Source organism: Murinocardiopsis flavida, assembly GCF_003014485.1.
Classification (GTDB): domain Bacteria; phylum Actinomycetota; class Actinomycetes; order Streptosporangiales; family Streptosporangiaceae; genus Murinocardiopsis; species Murinocardiopsis flavida.
In genome coordinates, this window is sequence record NZ_PYGA01000022.1 from 65,736 (window position 1) to 79,660 (window position 13,925).

12 protein-coding genes are annotated in these 13,925 nt (G+C 72.0%); 3 read left to right on the forward strand and 9 right to left on the reverse strand.

Features of this window, described 5'->3' with window-relative positions:
- Positions 1 to 188: 188 nt before the first annotated feature.
- Complete coding sequence (locus CLV63_RS25815; RefSeq protein WP_106585810.1) at positions 189 to 380, reverse strand: hypothetical protein; 192 nt, start codon at positions 378 to 380, stop codon at positions 189 to 191.
- 385 nt (positions 381 to 765) lie between these two features.
- Here CLV63_RS25815 and CLV63_RS25820 point away from each other — a divergent pair, with 385 nt between their 5' ends.
- Positions 766 to 1,101 carry a hypothetical protein gene (locus CLV63_RS25820; protein WP_106585811.1) on the forward strand — a complete coding sequence of 112 codons (336 nt, stop codon included), beginning with the start codon at positions 766 to 768 and terminating at the stop codon, positions 1,099 to 1,101.
- Between the two features lie 80 nt (positions 1,102 to 1,181).
- Here CLV63_RS25820 and CLV63_RS25825 read toward each other — a convergent pair whose 3' ends face one another.
- Positions 1,182 to 4,238 carry a bifunctional [glutamine synthetase] adenylyltransferase/[glutamine synthetase]-adenylyl-L-tyrosine phosphorylase gene (locus CLV63_RS25825; RefSeq protein ID WP_106585868.1) on the reverse strand — a complete coding sequence of 1,019 codons (3,057 nt, stop codon included), beginning with the start codon at positions 4,236 to 4,238 and terminating at the stop codon, positions 1,182 to 1,184.
- Between the two features lie 147 nt (positions 4,239 to 4,385).
- Positions 4,386 to 4,994 (reverse strand): cysteine hydrolase, encoded by a 609-nt coding sequence (locus CLV63_RS25830; RefSeq protein ID WP_106585812.1) that lies wholly within the window; start codon positions 4,992 to 4,994, stop codon positions 4,386 to 4,388.
- Positions 4,995 to 5,390: 396 nt separating this feature from the next.
- Between CLV63_RS25830 and CLV63_RS25835 the strand changes: the two genes are divergently transcribed.
- Complete coding sequence (locus tag CLV63_RS25835; RefSeq protein WP_106585813.1) at positions 5,391 to 5,723, forward strand: hypothetical protein; 333 nt, start codon at positions 5,391 to 5,393, stop codon at positions 5,721 to 5,723.
- Positions 5,724 to 6,297: 574 nt separating this feature from the next.
- On the opposite strand, the gene glnA is transcribed toward CLV63_RS25835, so the two are convergent.
- Entirely contained in the window at positions 6,298 to 7,722 is a 1,425-nt protein-coding gene (gene glnA, locus CLV63_RS25840) for a type I glutamate--ammonia ligase (RefSeq protein ID WP_106585814.1), read from the reverse strand.
- Positions 7,723 to 7,998: 276 nt separating this feature from the next.
- Here glnA and CLV63_RS25845 point away from each other — a divergent pair, with 276 nt between their 5' ends.
- Positions 7,999 to 8,451, forward strand: coding sequence for an RDD family protein (locus CLV63_RS25845; protein WP_245929056.1), 453 nt, complete (start codon positions 7,999 to 8,001; stop codon positions 8,449 to 8,451).
- Positions 8,452 to 8,632: 181 nt separating this feature from the next.
- Here the strand turns inward: CLV63_RS25845 and CLV63_RS25850 are convergent, their stop codons facing one another.
- From CLV63_RS25850 to sucB, 5 genes are all read right to left on the reverse strand, one after another.
- The gene (locus CLV63_RS25850; protein ID WP_106585815.1) at positions 8,633 to 9,367 is read right to left on the reverse strand and encodes a DUF4191 domain-containing protein; all 735 of its coding nucleotides are present in this window, start codon (positions 9,365 to 9,367) and stop codon (positions 8,633 to 8,635) included.
- 118 nt (positions 9,368 to 9,485) lie between these two features.
- Complete coding sequence (gene lipA / locus CLV63_RS25855; protein WP_106585816.1) at positions 9,486 to 10,439, reverse strand: lipoyl synthase; 954 nt, start codon at positions 10,437 to 10,439, stop codon at positions 9,486 to 9,488.
- A gap of 59 nt (positions 10,440 to 10,498) precedes the next feature.
- The gene (gene lipB / locus CLV63_RS25860) at positions 10,499 to 11,209 is read right to left on the reverse strand and encodes a lipoyl(octanoyl) transferase LipB (protein ID WP_106585817.1); all 711 of its coding nucleotides are present in this window, start codon (positions 11,207 to 11,209) and stop codon (positions 10,499 to 10,501) included.
- Positions 11,210 to 11,238: 29 nt separating this feature from the next.
- Entirely contained in the window at positions 11,239 to 12,126 is an 888-nt protein-coding gene (locus CLV63_RS25865; RefSeq protein WP_106585818.1) for a TIGR01777 family oxidoreductase, read from the reverse strand.
- A 349-nt stretch (positions 12,127 to 12,475) separates the two neighbouring features.
- Entirely contained in the window at positions 12,476 to 13,912 is a 1,437-nt protein-coding gene (sucB, locus tag CLV63_RS25870) for a 2-oxoglutarate dehydrogenase, E2 component, dihydrolipoamide succinyltransferase (RefSeq protein WP_106585819.1), read from the reverse strand.
- Between the last annotated feature and the right edge of the window lie 13 nt (positions 13,913 to 13,925).

Sequence of the window (13,925 nt, forward strand, 5' to 3'; positions counted from 1 at the left end):
GTGACACGGTCCTCACTCTTTCCCAGCAGGTGGACACCGTCCCGATGCGAGCGGCGGCGGCGCGTCCGCACTCCGGCGGCCCGCGCCTCGGCGGCCCGCGTCCCCACTGGCTGAGGACCCACAGACTGAGCCCCCACTGACCGCGGCCCGGCGCCGCTGTTCCGGCGCCGGGCCGCGGCGGCGCGCCGTCACCGCTGCCCGGCAGGGACGCGCTCGGTCTCGGCGGCCGGCTCGGTCGACTCGGCCGGGCGCTCCCGGGTGTCGGGGGCCGGTGGGGCAGCGTCGCCGTACCGCCAGGAGGCGGGGCGTGCGGCGCGGCGCCGCGCGTGGTCGTCGATCCGGGTCTGCGCAACGGCCGTCAGGATGTCGGGGTGCATCATCGTGAGTCGCCTCGTTCGGTTCGTGCGGCCCGGTCCGTCCGTTCCGCTTGATCCTCAGATTCGCGCTAAGGCCCCATCGTGCACATCGGGAGAACTCCTCATCCTTGCGGCGTCGTGGCCCCGGATCAGGCCATACGCGCCTAAGACGGCGCCGGGCGGCGCCCGTGCAGCACTAAGGAGCGTCGGCCGTTCCTAAGGACCGCGCAGGACGGGGCGGGGCGGAACGAGGCGGGAGCCGGACCGACCGTGCTCGTCCCCGGTCCGTTGGTGACGGGGAAGGCGGGAGGATCGAGCCGGTGGACCCTATGGGCATCGAGATGAAAACGTTGCGTCAGACTGTCAGCAAACGTGCATCGGCTACTACACGTCGTAGTAATCTGCGGGTATGACGATCGTCCACTCGCTCCTGTTGTTCCTGCACCTCCTCGCCATGGCCGGGATCATCGCCGGATGGCTGATGCAGGTCATGTCCGACAGCACCAAGTCGCCCAAGGTCCTCCTGCACAGCGCGCTGACCCAGCTGGTCATCGGGTTGCTGCTCGTCGGCGTGCTGGAGATGGGCGACGACCCCGTCAACCACGCCAAGGTCGCCGTGAAGCTCGTCATCGCGCTCGCCGTCGTGGTGTTCGGCGTGCTCAACCTCCGCAAGGTCGAGAACCGCTACGCGCTGATCGCCGGGCTGCTCACCATCGTCAACGTCGCGGTCGCCGTGTTCTGGTAACCCGTGTGACCCGTGCCGCCCCCTGCCGTGCAGCGGTGCCGACCGCACCGTTGCAACGGCCGCGGGGCCGGCCGCCCCGCTCAGTCGTCGTAGAACACCCGCTCCATCACCGCGCGGGCCCGCCGGGTCACCTGGCGGTAGTCCTGGAGCAGGAGCTCGCCCGCTCCCTCGCCGTCGTCCTCACTGCGGTAGCCCAGCGCCAGCGCGAGCGCCGTGCGGTCCTGGAGTGACGTCGGCACGGAGTCGCCGGCCTTGCCGCGGACGAGCATGACCACGCCGCGCACCCTGGCGGCGAGGCGCCACGCCACTTCCAGGGTCGCGGCGTCGTCGGGGTCGATGCGGCCGTGCGCCGCTGCGACGTCCAGGGCGTCCAGGGTGCCCGTTGTGCACAGGCCCGGCAGCTCGTAGGCGTGGCGCAGTTGCAGGAGCTGCGCCACCCATTCCACGTCCGACAGGCCGCCCCTGCCGAGCTTGGTGTGCAGCGTGGGGTCGGCGCCGCGCGGCAGCCGCTCGGCCTCCATCCGCGCCTTGAGCTTGCGGATCTCGCGCACGCCGTCGTCCTCGATGCCGCCCGCCGGGTAGCGGATCGGGTCGATGAGCCGGACGAACCGCGCGCCCAGCTCCGGATCGCCCGCAACGGGGACGGCGCGCAGCAGCGCCTGGCTCTCCCAGGTCGAGGACCACCGGCCGTAGTACGCGGCATAGGAGTCGAGCGTGCGCACCATCGGCCCGTTCTTGCCCTCGGGGCGCAGATCGGCGTCCAACCGCAGCGGGGGGTCGGCGCACGGCAGCTCCAGCAGCCGCTGCAACTCGAAGACGACGGCCTTCGCGCTCTCCGTCGCCGACCCGGTCTCGGCGCCCTCGACCGGGTCGTGGACGTACATGACGTCGGCGTCGCTGGCGTAGCTGAGCTCGTTGCCGCCGAACCGGCCCATGGCGATCACGGTGATGCGGGTGCACAGGGGGCCGCCGCGCTCGCGTTCGACACGGGCGATCGCGGTGCGCAGGGCGGCGTCGATGGTGATGGCTGTGACGGCGGTGAGCGCGTCGCCGACGCCCTCGATCCCGGTCACCTCCAACAGGTCGGCGGCAGCGGTGCGCAGCAGCTCCCGGCGGCGCAGCGCGCGCACCGCCGTCACCGCGGTCTCGGAGTCGCCGTGGCGGCGCAGCGCGGCGTCGGCCTCGGCGGCGAGCTCCGCGTTGCGGCGCTGCACCAGGTCGGCGTCGTCGTCCAGGATGGCGACGGCCTCGGGCGCCCGCAGCAGCAGGTCGGTGACGTAGCGGCTGGTGCCGAGGAGGTGCGCCATGCGCTCGGCGACGCGGACGTCGTCGCGCAGCAGGCGCAGATACCACGGGGTCCGCCCCAGCGCCTCGCTGACCTGGCGGAACCCGAGGAGCCCCGCATCAGGGGAGGGGGCAGCGGAGAACCAGCCCAGCATGACGGGCAGCAGGGTCCGCTGGATCGCCGCCCGCCGGGTCACCCCCGATGTCAGCGACTCCAGGTGGCGCAGCGCCCCCGACGGGTCGGCGAAGCCCAGCGCCACCAGGCGGTCGCGGGCCTGGTCGGCGGTGAGCCGCGCCTCCGCACCCGGCAGCCGCGCGACAGCGTTCAGCAGCGGGCGGTAGAACAGCTTCTCGTGCAGCCGCCGCACCTCGCCCGCGACCCGCCGCCACGCCGCCGTCAGGTCGGTGACCGGGTTCGCGGTGAACCCCAGCGCCCGGCCGAGGCTGCGCACGTGCTCCTGGCCCTCGGGGGTGGCGCCGTCGGGCAGGACGTGGGTGCGCCGCAGCCGCGACAGTTGCAGCAGGTGTTCCACCCTGCGCAGGAACCGGTACGCCGCCGAGAGCCCCGCGGCGTCCTCGCGTCCCACGTAACCGCCGGACGACAGCGCGTCGAGCGCCGCAAGGGTCCCGCCCGCGCGAAGCGTCGGATCGGAGCGCCCGTGGACGAGCTGGAGGAGCTGCACCGAGAACTCGATGTCGCGCAGGCCGCCCGGACCCAGCTTGACCTGGCGGTCGGCCTCGGCAGCGGGGATGTGCGCCTCCACCCGGCGGCGCATCGCCTGGACGTCGTCCACGAAGTTGGGGCGGCTCGCCGCCTGCCACACCATCGGGGCGATCGCGTCCATGTATGCGGCGCCCAGCTCGGCGTCCCCGGCGATGGGCCGGGCCTTCAAAAGCGCCTGGAACTCCCACGTCTTGGCCCAGCGCTCGTAGTAGGCGACGTGCCCGGCGAGCGGCCGGGTCAGCGGCCCGCTCTTGCCCTCGGGCCGCAGCGCGGCGTCCACCTCCCACAGGGTGCCCTCGCTGTCGGTCTCCCCGGGGATGCGCATCAGCGCCGCGGCGAGCCGCGCGGCCGCGCGCTGGGCGGCCTGGGCGTCCTCGACCCCCTCGGCCGGCTCGGCGACGAACACCACGTCGACGTCGCTCACATAGTTGAGCTCCCTGCCGCCGCACTTGCCCATGCCGACGACGGCGAGGCGGCACAGCGCGGCGTCCTCGGCGTGCTCGGCCCGTGCGATGGCCAGAGCGGCGTCCAGGACGGCGGCCGCGAGGTCGGCGAGCTCCGCTGACGCCTCGTCGACCGTGCACCGGTCGGTGAGGTCGCGCCCCGCGAGCCGCAGCACCCGGCGCCGGTAGGCCACCCGCAGGGTGTGGGCGAGTCCTTCGGGGTCGGTGCAGTCGGCCGCGGCGGTGGGCGCGGCAGTGGGCGCGGTGTCGTTGGGATCTGCCCCGACCAGGTGCAGCAGGCCGGACCGCAGCTCCTCGGCGCTCGGCGCGCGGGCGGCGTCGGCGCCGCGCAGCTCCCGCCAGTCGCCGGGATGCCGGACCAGGTGATCGGTGAGCGCCGAGCTGGCCCCCAGCACCTTGGTGAGCCGCGCGCACAGGTCGGGGTGGTCGATGAGGGCGGCCCGCAGTTCGGCGGGGGAGTCGTCGGACTCCGCCAGCCGGGCGAACCCCAGCAGGGCGAGGTCGGGATCAGCCGCGGCGCTGAGCGCCGCGATGATCCTCAGGTGCCCGGGGTCGCCCTCGGGGTCCAACCCCGCCTCGTCCAGGAGCCGCAGCGCCCGGCTCCCGTCGCTGAAGCCCCTGCGCGCGAGGGAGCCGGCCGTCCTCTGGAACGTCTCGTGTGCCACCACGCCCACAACCGTAGCCCCGCACGGCCCGACCCGCGGGGCTCAGCCGGCGAGAAGCCCGCGGGAGTCCTTGGCGTTTGTCTGGTGAGGCGGCCGAACACTTCGTCGGCGCTCAGCCGGTAAGGAGCCCGAGCGCTTTCTCGGCGCTCAGCCGGTGAGGAGTCCGAGCGCCTCGTCGGCGTTCAGCCGCCCGGCGGTGGTCAGGTCGAGGTTGGCGAGCGAGGACTCGTGCACCTCGGGGCTTGCCGCGGCCACGCAGTCGGCGACGACGTGCACCGTGAACCCGAGGTCCGTCGCGTGGCGCGCGGTCTGCTCGACGGTGAGGTTGGTCGCCACGCCCGTCACCAGAAGGGTGTTGATGCCGCGCAGCGTCAGGTCCGTGGGAAGGTCGTTGCCTGCCAGACCGGACAGCTTCTGGTTGTCGACCACCCGGTCGTCCTCGCCCTGGGACGCCATGGCGGCGATGAGCGCCGAACCGGGGGCATCCGGGCGGAAGTTCTCCTGGGCGTCGCCGACCGCGTTCATGAAGCCGGTGTTGCGCACCAGGCCGCCCTCGTCCTCGGGGATGGTGAACCGCGTGTAGACGATCGCCGCCCCGGCGGTGCGGGCATCGGCGTGGAAGCGCGTGGCCCGCTTCACCACCCCGCTCTGCTCCACCGGCCCGCTGAGGAGCGGTCCGAAGAAGCCGCCGGGCTCGATGACGTTGACCTGCCAGTGCAGCGCGAGAACCGCTGTGTGCGCGGGAATGAGTGCCATGGCAGGGATTTTGCCATGTGCGATGGATGCCCCGAACCGCCCGCGGGTGCGCTTTCGGGACCCGGGAAAGGGGGCATGGTCGAGACCTCAGGAAAGGGGCGGCAGCGCGGTTTCGCGGCTCCCCGAATCGGGACGAGGAGTCGGTTCCGGGACGTCCCGAACGGAGTTGCGGAGTTGGTTCAGGGACCTCCCGAGTGGGGTTCCGGGGACGGTTCCGCGAACCTCGTGCGCGGTGCAGCGGGTCGGGTTCGAGATCTCCCGGACAGCGCACGGGGCCGTGTCCCGAACAGGACCGCACGGCGGCTTCGGGACATTCCGAGGGGCGGGTTCGCGACCTGCCGGCTAGGGCAATAGGCGGTGGGTTCGGGGCCTCCCGAGCAGGGCAGCGGGGACGGTGTGGGCACACCCGAGCGCACCGGTGACGGCCGCTTCGTCCTGATCGCCGGACGCCGCTGGCGGGCCGCCGACCCACTGCTGTCCGAGGCGGTACGCGACCGCCTGGTCCGCCATCTCATGTCCGCGCGCCGGGCCGTCGGCGCCGCTCGCCGCGCCGCCGACCCGGCAGGGGAGCGCGCGGCGCGTGCTCGCGTCCAGGCCGCGAAGGAGGGACTGGGGGAGCGGGGCACACCCTGGTGGGAGCTGCCGCCCGCCGCCCGCCGCGCCCGCTGGCAGTCCGCCCTCAATACCCTCGACGCCGCACCGCCCCATCCGGAACCGCCCAACACCTGAATCCAGGGCTCGCGTCTGAGGGCCGCGGGTGGAGTGCCGGCGTCCTCGGAAGAAGGAGTCGGGCGGCGCGGCCCCGGTGCTCTCGGGAGAAGGGCGTGGGCGGGACGCCCCTGGTGTCCTGGGGAGAAGGGGGTTGGCTACCGTCGCGGATGCTTCGCAATCGCGACGGCAACCTTCGACGTAGCGGGGGTATCGGGTGGCCGTGGCAGCGATCCCCTTCTCGAAATCCAACTCCCCTGCATTCCCCCGCTGATCTAGAGGGAAAGTGTTCCCTCAATCGCGGTGGGCTTTCGGCTTCTCGGCGACGGTCCGTCTGCGGGGCGGCAAGGCCGCCCAGGGGACGGGCCGACCCCCGCGCACCTGACCCGATCCAACCGGACTCCGGCCCACCGCCACCCCACCACCGGCCTTCGCCGCCCCTTCGCCCACTCCGACCCCGCACGCCCCCGCGCGCCCACTCACGCGAGAGGCCGCGGCTGCCCTTGGGCGGTCGCGGCCTCTTGTCGCCGGGATGTGCGCCCCGTGTGCGCGGGCCCGGTGTCCGGGCTCCGTCGCAGCTCAGGGAGCGGCTCTGCTAGATGTCGTAGTAGAGCTCGAACTCGCGGGGGTGGGGGCGGAGGCGGAGGGAGTCGATCTCCTCGGTGCGCTTGTAGTCGATGTAGGTGGCCAGCACGTCCTCGGTGAACACGCCGCCTTCGAGGAGGAACTCGTGGTCGGTTTCGAGGGCGGTGAGGGCGGCGTCGAGGGACGCGGGCACCTTGTCGATGGAGCCGGCCTCCTCGGCGGGCAGCTCGTAGATGTCCTTGTCGAGGGGCTCCGGCGGCTCGATCTTGTTCTTGATGCCGTCGATCCCCGCCATCAGCATCGCGGAGAACGCCAGGTAGGGGTTTGCCGAGGGGTCGGGCACCCGGAACTCCAGGCGCTTGGCCTTGGGGTTGGACCCGGTGATCGGGATGCGGATGCACGCGGAGCGGTTGCGCTGGGAGTACACGAGGTTGATCGGGGCCTCGTAGCCCGGCACGAGGCGGTGGTAGGAGTTCACCGTGGGGTTGGTGAACGCCAGCAGCGCCGGAGCGTGCTTGAGCAGGCCGCCGATGTAGTAGCGCGCGGTGTCGGACAGCTGGGCGTAGCCGGTCTCGTCGAAGAACAGCGGCTCGCCGTCCTTGAACAGGCTCTGGTGGCAGTGCATGCCGGAGCCGTTGTCGCCGAACAGCGGCTTGGGCATGAACGTGACGGTCTTGCCCGCGGCGTTGGCGACGTTCTTCACCACGTACTTGTACAGCTGGACGCGGTCGGCCTCCTGGAGCAGGGTGCCGAACTTGATGCCGATCTCGGCCTGGCCGGCGGTGCCCACCTCGTGGTGCTGGAGCTCCACCTCGATGCCGGCGTCGATCAGCGCGCGCACCATCCGGGAGCGCAGGTCGCTGTAGTGGTCGACCGGCTCCACCGGGAAGTAGCCGCCCTTGTAGCGCGGCCGGTAGCCGCGGTTGCCGCCTTCGAGCGCCGACCCGGTGTTCCAGGCGCCCTCGACGGAGTCGATGGCGTAGTAGCCGGAGTTCGCCTTGGTCTCGAAGCGCACGTCGTCGAAGATGTAGAACTCGGCTTCGGGGCCGAAGAACGCGGTGTCGGCGATGCCGGTGCTGCGCAGGTACGCCTCAGCCTTGCGGGCGACGTTGCGCGGGTCGCGGCTGTAGGACTCCAGGGTGAACGGGTCGTGCACGAAGAACGTGACGTTGAGCGTCTTGAACTCGCGGAACTGGTCCACGACAGCGGTGCTCAGGTCGGGCAGCAGCAGCATGTCGGACTCGTGGATCGCCTGGAAGCCGCGGATCGACGAGCCGTCGAACATCTGGCCCTCGGTGAACGTCTTCTCGGTGACGTTCTCGGCGGGGACCGTGACGTGGTTGACACCGCCGAACAGGTCGGTGAACCGGACATCGAGGAACTGGACGTCCTCGTCGCGGATGAATGCCAGGGCCTCTTCGGCGCTGCTGAACAAGGGTTACCTCCGTGCAGATGGCAGAGATCGCGCGAGCGGGCCGCACATCCTCGGGCTGGTCCGTGGCAGGCGCCATCTCTCGGCTACGGCCTTGACGTTAAGAGGGGCCGATTTCCGAGCCGTGTCTCCAATGTTTCGCCCACGTTACGGACAGCGGCGCCTTCCCCGTGGTCACCATAATGAACATCACCGCAGGTCACAATCTCCCACGGGGGGCGACGCCGATGGGACGCCGACCGGGGCGGACGGCCGCCGGGGGCGCATTACCGTAGGAGCATGGGATCAACAGGCGAGCACGCGCCGGCGCCCACCGGCAAGGGCGACGACACCGAGTACAGCTACCGCGGCAACCGCTACGGTATGCCGCCGGCGGGGCCGGGTTCCGTCCCGGGTTTCGGACGCCGTTTCGCGGCGCTCTTCTTCGACTGGCTGCTGAGCCTCGGTGCGGCGTCGTTCTTCGCGGCGCCCGGCAGCCAGGACGCCGCAAACCTCGCCCTGCTGATCTTCGCCGTGCAAGGGGTCGTCCTGCTCTCGCTGTTCGGCACCACCATCGGCAAGCGGCTGGTCGGCATCGGCCTGGCCCCCACAGGTGAGCGCGCCCTCTTCTGGCCGGCCGCCGTGCTGCTGCGCACCGTCCTGCTGTGCCTGGTGATCCCCGCCGTGGTCTACGACCGCGACCAGCGCGGCCTGCACGACCGCGCGGCGGGCACCATCGCCGTGCGCATCTGACAGCGCGCCTCGCAGCCGCCTCTGGCCGTGCGCATCTGAGCGGCCCCCGGCCGTGCGCATCTGAGCGGCGCTCCGCCGGTGAACGTCGCCCCGGCGGGCGCCCCGCAGCCGCCGCGCGCTCCCGCCCACGGGAACGGCGAAGGCCCCCGCCGCGGCGGGGGCCTTCGCCGACAGCGGAGGGTCAGCCCTGGGCCTTGGGCCCCTTGGGCATCTTCACGCCCTTGGGCATGGGCCCCTTGGGCATCTGCATCGACGCGGGCAGCGCCTTGAGCCGGTAGCGCAGCTCGGCGACCTCGGTCTTGTCGAGGTTGCGCGGCAGCTTCATCATGCGCTTCTGGAGGTCGGCGATTTTCACCTGGCCGTCGCCGTGACCCACCTGGACGTCGTAGATGTAGGTGTTCGCCGCGACACGGGAGATGCGCTTCTTCTCGGCGCCGATGAGCGACCGCAGCCGGATGGGGTCGCCCTCGCCGACCAGGACCACGCCGGGGCGGCCGACCGCGCGGTGGACGACGTCCATGTTGCGGTTGCCGGTGACACCGGGGTCGACTGACCAGTCGCCGCGCAGGTTCTGGAGGACCGCCATGCCCGCGCCGAGTTGGCCGTCGAGCATCTGGTACTGCACGCGGGACGCGGCGCGGGTGAAGTAGACGAACCCCAGGAGGAACGCCACCATGAAGCCGAGCGGCCCCCAGTAGAGCCAGCTGTACCCGCCGCCGAACAGGAAACCGCCGGCGATGGCGAGCCCGAAGACCGCGAGGAAGATCGCCACGGCGATCGGGATGGTCTTGGGGCTCTTCTGGTGCACCAGCTTGCCGACCATGCGGATCTGCTTGATCCGGCCGGGCGGTTTCTCGGAACCGCCCTTCCCGGCGGCGGCCGGGGTGTTCTGGGAGTCTTTGGGCTTCTTCGCCATACGTCCCAGCTTACGGCGTACAGGGGACCGAACGTGAAACGGCTGCCGTCGGCAGCCGTTCCAGCTTGATCACGTTGTCGTCGGTCGCGGTCGCGGTCGCGGTCGTCGGTCCGCGGCGTCAGGCGTCCACCGACACCGCGGTGACAGCGAGGCCGCGCTTCTCGGCGGCCTGCCGGTACAGCCGCCCCGCCCGGTAGGAGGAGCGCACCAGCGGCCCCGACATGACCCCGGCGAACCCGATCTCCTCGGCCTCGGCGCCCAGTTCGGCGAACTCCTCGGGCCGCACCCACCGGTCGATGGGGTGGTGCAGCTTGGACGGCCGCAGGTACTGGGTGATGGTCAGCAGGTCGCAGCCCGCCTCGTGCAGGTCGCGCATCGCCTCGCTGATCTCGGCGCGGTTCTCGCCCATGCCGAGGATCAGGTTGGACTTGGTCACCAGGCCGTCCTCGCGGGCGTTGGTGATGACGTCGAGGGAGCGCTGGTAGCGGAAGCCCGGCCGGATGCGCTTGAAGATCCGCGGCACGGTCTCGACGTTGTGCGCCAGGACCTCGGGGCGCGACCCGAACACCTCGGCGAGCTGGTCGGGGTCGTTGTCGAAGTCGGGGATCAGCAGCTCGACGCCTGTGCCGGGGCTGTACTTGTGGATGCGGCGGACGGTCTCGGCGTACAGCCACGCGCCGCCGTCGTCGAGGTCGTCGCGGGCGACACCGGTGACGGTGGCGTACTTCAGCCCCATCTTCTTCACCGAGGAGGCGACCTTCATGGGCTCGGAGCGGTCGAACGCCATGGGCTTACCGGTGGCGATCTGGCAGAAGTCGCACCGCCGGGTGCAGGAGTTGCCGCCGATGAGGAACGTGGCCTCGCGGTCCTCCCAGCACTCGAAGATGTTCGGGCAGCCGGCCTCTTGGCACACCGTGTGCAGGCCCTCGCTCTTGACGAGGTTGTGCAGCTCGGTGTACTCGGGCCCCATCTTCGCCTTGATGCGGATCCACGGCGGCTTCTTCTCGATGGGTGTCTCGCTGTTGCGGGCCTCCACCCGCAGGAGCTTGCGGCCCTCAGGAGCGACGGTCAACGCGAGCCCCTTCCTTTCGTAGTCCCTTGTGGGGTGGTCCGGTGCGTACGGGTGATTGGTCACGCATCGGCGAGTTCACGGTATTCCGGCAGTTCAGGGTATCCGTCGCGGTGGACGGGGCGTTCGGCGCCGAGGACGTCGGCGAGGTGCCGCTCGGTGGCGGCGAGGACGTCGCGGACGGCGACCCTGCGGCCGAGTTCGGCGGTGAGGCTGGTGACCCCGGCGTCGGTGATGCCGCACGGCACGATGCGGTCGTACCAGCCGAGGTCGGGATCGCAGTTCAGCGCGAAGCCGTGCATGCCGACCCCGCGGGCGACCCGGCAGCCGATGGCGGCGACCTTGCGCTCGATGAGCCCGCGCTCGGGGTCGGCGGCGAGCCACACGCCGGTGCGCCCCTCGACCCGCGTGCCGGTGAGGCCGTACTCGGCGATGACGCGGATGAGCGCCTCTTCCAGCATGCGGACGTAGGCCACGACGTCGATGGGGTCGCGCAGCTTCACGATGGGGTAGACGGTCAGTTGCCCGGGCCCGTGCCAGGTGATCTTCCCGCCGCGGTCGATGTCGACGACGGGGGCGCCGGGATCGCCCACCGGGCGGTCCCAGGGGCCGGTGCGCTTGCCGGCGGTGTAGACCGGCTCGTGTTCCAACAGCAGGACGGTGTCGGGGATCTGGTCGGCGGCACGGCGCTTGTGCACCTGCCGCTGGAGCTCCCAGCCCTCGTGGTAGGGGACCGGGGTGTCGCCGAGCCAGGCGTTGACGAGCTCACTCACACATCCCACCTTACGCCCGGCGCCCCCGCTCAGACGATGTCGGATAGCGCACTGCCGATGTCGGGGGCCGTGAAGGAATACCCGGCGTCCAGGAGGCGTTGCGGCACGGCCCGCTGACTCACGAGCGCGGCCTCGTCGGCGAACCCGCCCAGCGCGGCGCGCATGGCGAAGCCGGGCACCGGCAGCGGGGTGGGGCGGCCGAGGGCCGTCCCGATGGCGGCGGTGTACGCGGCGTTGGTCACCGGCTCCGGCGCGGTCAGGTTCACCGGCCCGTCGATCTCGGGGTGCTCCAGCAGGAACCGGATGGCGCCGACCTCGTCGGCGAGCGCGACCCAGCTGATGTACTGGGTGCCGCTCCCGAGCCGCCCGCCCAGCCCGGCCTTGAACAGCGGCAGCACGGTCCCGAGCAGGCCGCCTTCGGCCGCCAGCACGATGCCGCTGCGCAGCAGGGTGACCGGGATCCCCGCATCGGCGGCCGGCGCCGTGGAGCCCTCCCACAGGACCACCACGTCGGCGAGGAAGCCCTGCCCGGGGTCCGCGGTCTCGGTCACCGCGTGGTTGCCGGTGTCGCCGTAGAAGCCCACTGCGGAGCCGGAGAGCAGCCGCGGCGGCTCCGCCATCGCCGCGAGCGCCGCGGCGATCGTGCGGGTGCCGGACGCCCTGCTGTCGCGGATGCGCCGCTTGTACCGGGCGGTCCAGCGCGCCGGGCCGATGGACGCCCCCGCCAGGTGGACGACCGCCGTGCACCCGGCCAGGCGGCCGGAGTCGACATAGCCGCCGCCGGGGTCCCAGGTCACCTCGGACACCGTGCGCGCGGGCCGTCGCACCAGGTGCAGGACGTCGTGTCCCGACGCGCGCAGGGAACGGGCCAGGGCCGAGCCCACCAGTCCGGACGAGCCGGTGATCGCGATTCTCATGAGGCCAGTGCTACCCCGTTGATCGGTCGATGTGCGGCCGGCGGCGGAATCGCGCCGATTTTCTGCCGGGAAACCGCTGCAAGGAGTCGCCCGCAGGTACTACCGTATGTACTGGACGCGGCACTGGTCGTTAGTGCCGCCGTCCGGTCGGCGGTCCGCCGTCGGCGCACACACCTTTGATGATGGGGATCATCAGGGGATGGTGATTGGTGGGGTGAAAGGTGGGGCGGGGCCCGGAAACGGGCCCCGCCCCACTCACGTTCCGCCGCCTTCGGCGCGAACCGCGGCGGGCCGCGGCCCGCACGGGGGCGCACCCCCGCACGGCCCGCGGCACGCCTTTTCAGGCCATTCAGGCCAGGCCCAGCTCCGCCTCGAACGCGCCTTCGTCCAGGCGCTCCCGCACGGTCTGGAGGAACCGCGCCGCGTCGGCGCCGTCGATCAGCCGGTGGTCGTAGCTCAGCGCCAGGTACGCCATGGAGCGCACCGCGATGACCTCGCCGAGGCGCGGGTCCTCGACCACCACCGGGCGCTTGACGACCGCCCCGGTGCCCAGCACGGCCACCTGCGGCTGGTTGATGATCGGCGTCTCGAACAGCGCGCCGTCGGCACCGGTGTCGGTGACGGTGAACGTCCCGCCGCTCAGCTCGTCGGGGTTGAGCATCCCGGTGTGCGCCCGCTCGCTGAGGTCGGCCACCTTGCGTGCGACCCCGCCGAGGTTGAGGTCCCCGGCGTCCTTGAGCACCGGCGCGAGCATGCCGCGGTCGGTGTCGACCGCCACCGCGAGGTTCTCGATGCTGTGGTAGGTCACCTCGTGCTTCTCGCTGTCGATGACGGCGTTCAGCTTGGGGTGCGCCTTCAGCGCCTCGACCGCCGCGAGCGCGAAGAACGGGAAGAACGACAGCTCCACGCCCTCGCGCGCGGCGAACTGCTCGGCCGCCTGCTCGCGCAGCGCCGCGATCCCGGTGACATCGACCTCGATGACCTGGGTGAGCTGCGCGGAGGTGCGCAGCGACTCCACGGACTGCTCGGCGATGGTCTGCCGCAGCCGCGACATCTGCTCGGTGCGGCCCCGCAGCGCGGGGTCGGCGGCCGCCGTGCGCGGCGCCGCGGCCGGTGCCGCCGCAGCGGGGGCGGCGGGGCGCTCCTGCTGCTTGCGCGCCGCGTCCTTCACGTCCTGCTTGCGGATGCGGCCGCCCACACCGGTGCCCTCGACCCGGTTCAGGTCGACACCCTGCTCCGAGGCGAGCTTGCGCACCAGCGGGCTGACGTAGCCCTCGGTGAGCGCGTCGGTGCCCGTGGAGCGGCCGGTGCCGCTGACCGTCTCGATGTCGACCGAGGCGCCGCCGGCGCGGTCCTCGCGCGGCTGCTCCTTGGGCGCGGGCGCCGGCTCGGCCTTCGCCGGCTCCGGCGCGGGGGCCGGTTCCGGTTCCGGTTCGGGTGCCGGCTCGGGCTCCTGCTGCGCGGCGGGAGCGGGCTGCTCGGACTCCGCGGGGTCGTTCTCCGGCTCGGGCGTGGTCTCGTCGGCGGCGGCCGACCCGGTGTCCGCCTCGGGAGCGGGGGAGTCCCCGTTCTCGCCGATGACCGCGATGTCGGCGCCGACCTCGACCGTCTCGTCCTCACCGACGAGGATCTTGGTCAGCACGCCCGCGACGGGCGAGGGGATCTCGGTGTCGACCTTGTCGGTCGACACCTCAAGGAGCGGCTCGTCGACCTCGACGGTGTCGCCCTCCTGCTTGAGCCACTGGGTGACGGTGCCCTCGGAGACGCTTTCGCCCAGCGCAGGCATTGGTACGGATGTC

Bases quoted from the DNA above. Each gene is read 5' to 3' on its own strand.
- CLV63_RS25815 (WP_106585810.1), bottom strand. From the start codon at position 380: ATGATGCACCCCGACATCCTGACGGCCGTTGCGCAGACCCGGATCGAC.
- CLV63_RS25820 (WP_106585811.1), top strand. From the start codon at position 766: ATGACGATCGTCCACTCGCTCCTGTTGTTCCTGCACCTCCTCGCCATG.
- CLV63_RS25830 (WP_106585812.1), bottom strand. From the start codon at position 4,994: ATGGCACTCATTCCCGCGCACACAGCGGTTCTCGCGCTGCACTGGCAG.
- CLV63_RS25845 (WP_245929056.1), top strand. From the start codon at position 7,999: ATGGGATCAACAGGCGAGCACGCGCCGGCGCCCACCGGCAAGGGCGAC.
- CLV63_RS25850 (WP_106585815.1), bottom strand. From the start codon at position 9,367: ATGGCGAAGAAGCCCAAAGACTCCCAGAACACCCCGGCCGCCGCCGGG.
- CLV63_RS25865 (WP_106585818.1), bottom strand. From the start codon at position 12,126: ATGAGAATCGCGATCACCGGCTCGTCCGGACTGGTGGGCTCGGCCCTG.
- sucB (WP_106585819.1), bottom strand. From the start codon at position 13,912: ATGCCTGCGCTGGGCGAAAGCGTCTCCGAGGGCACCGTCACCCAGTGG.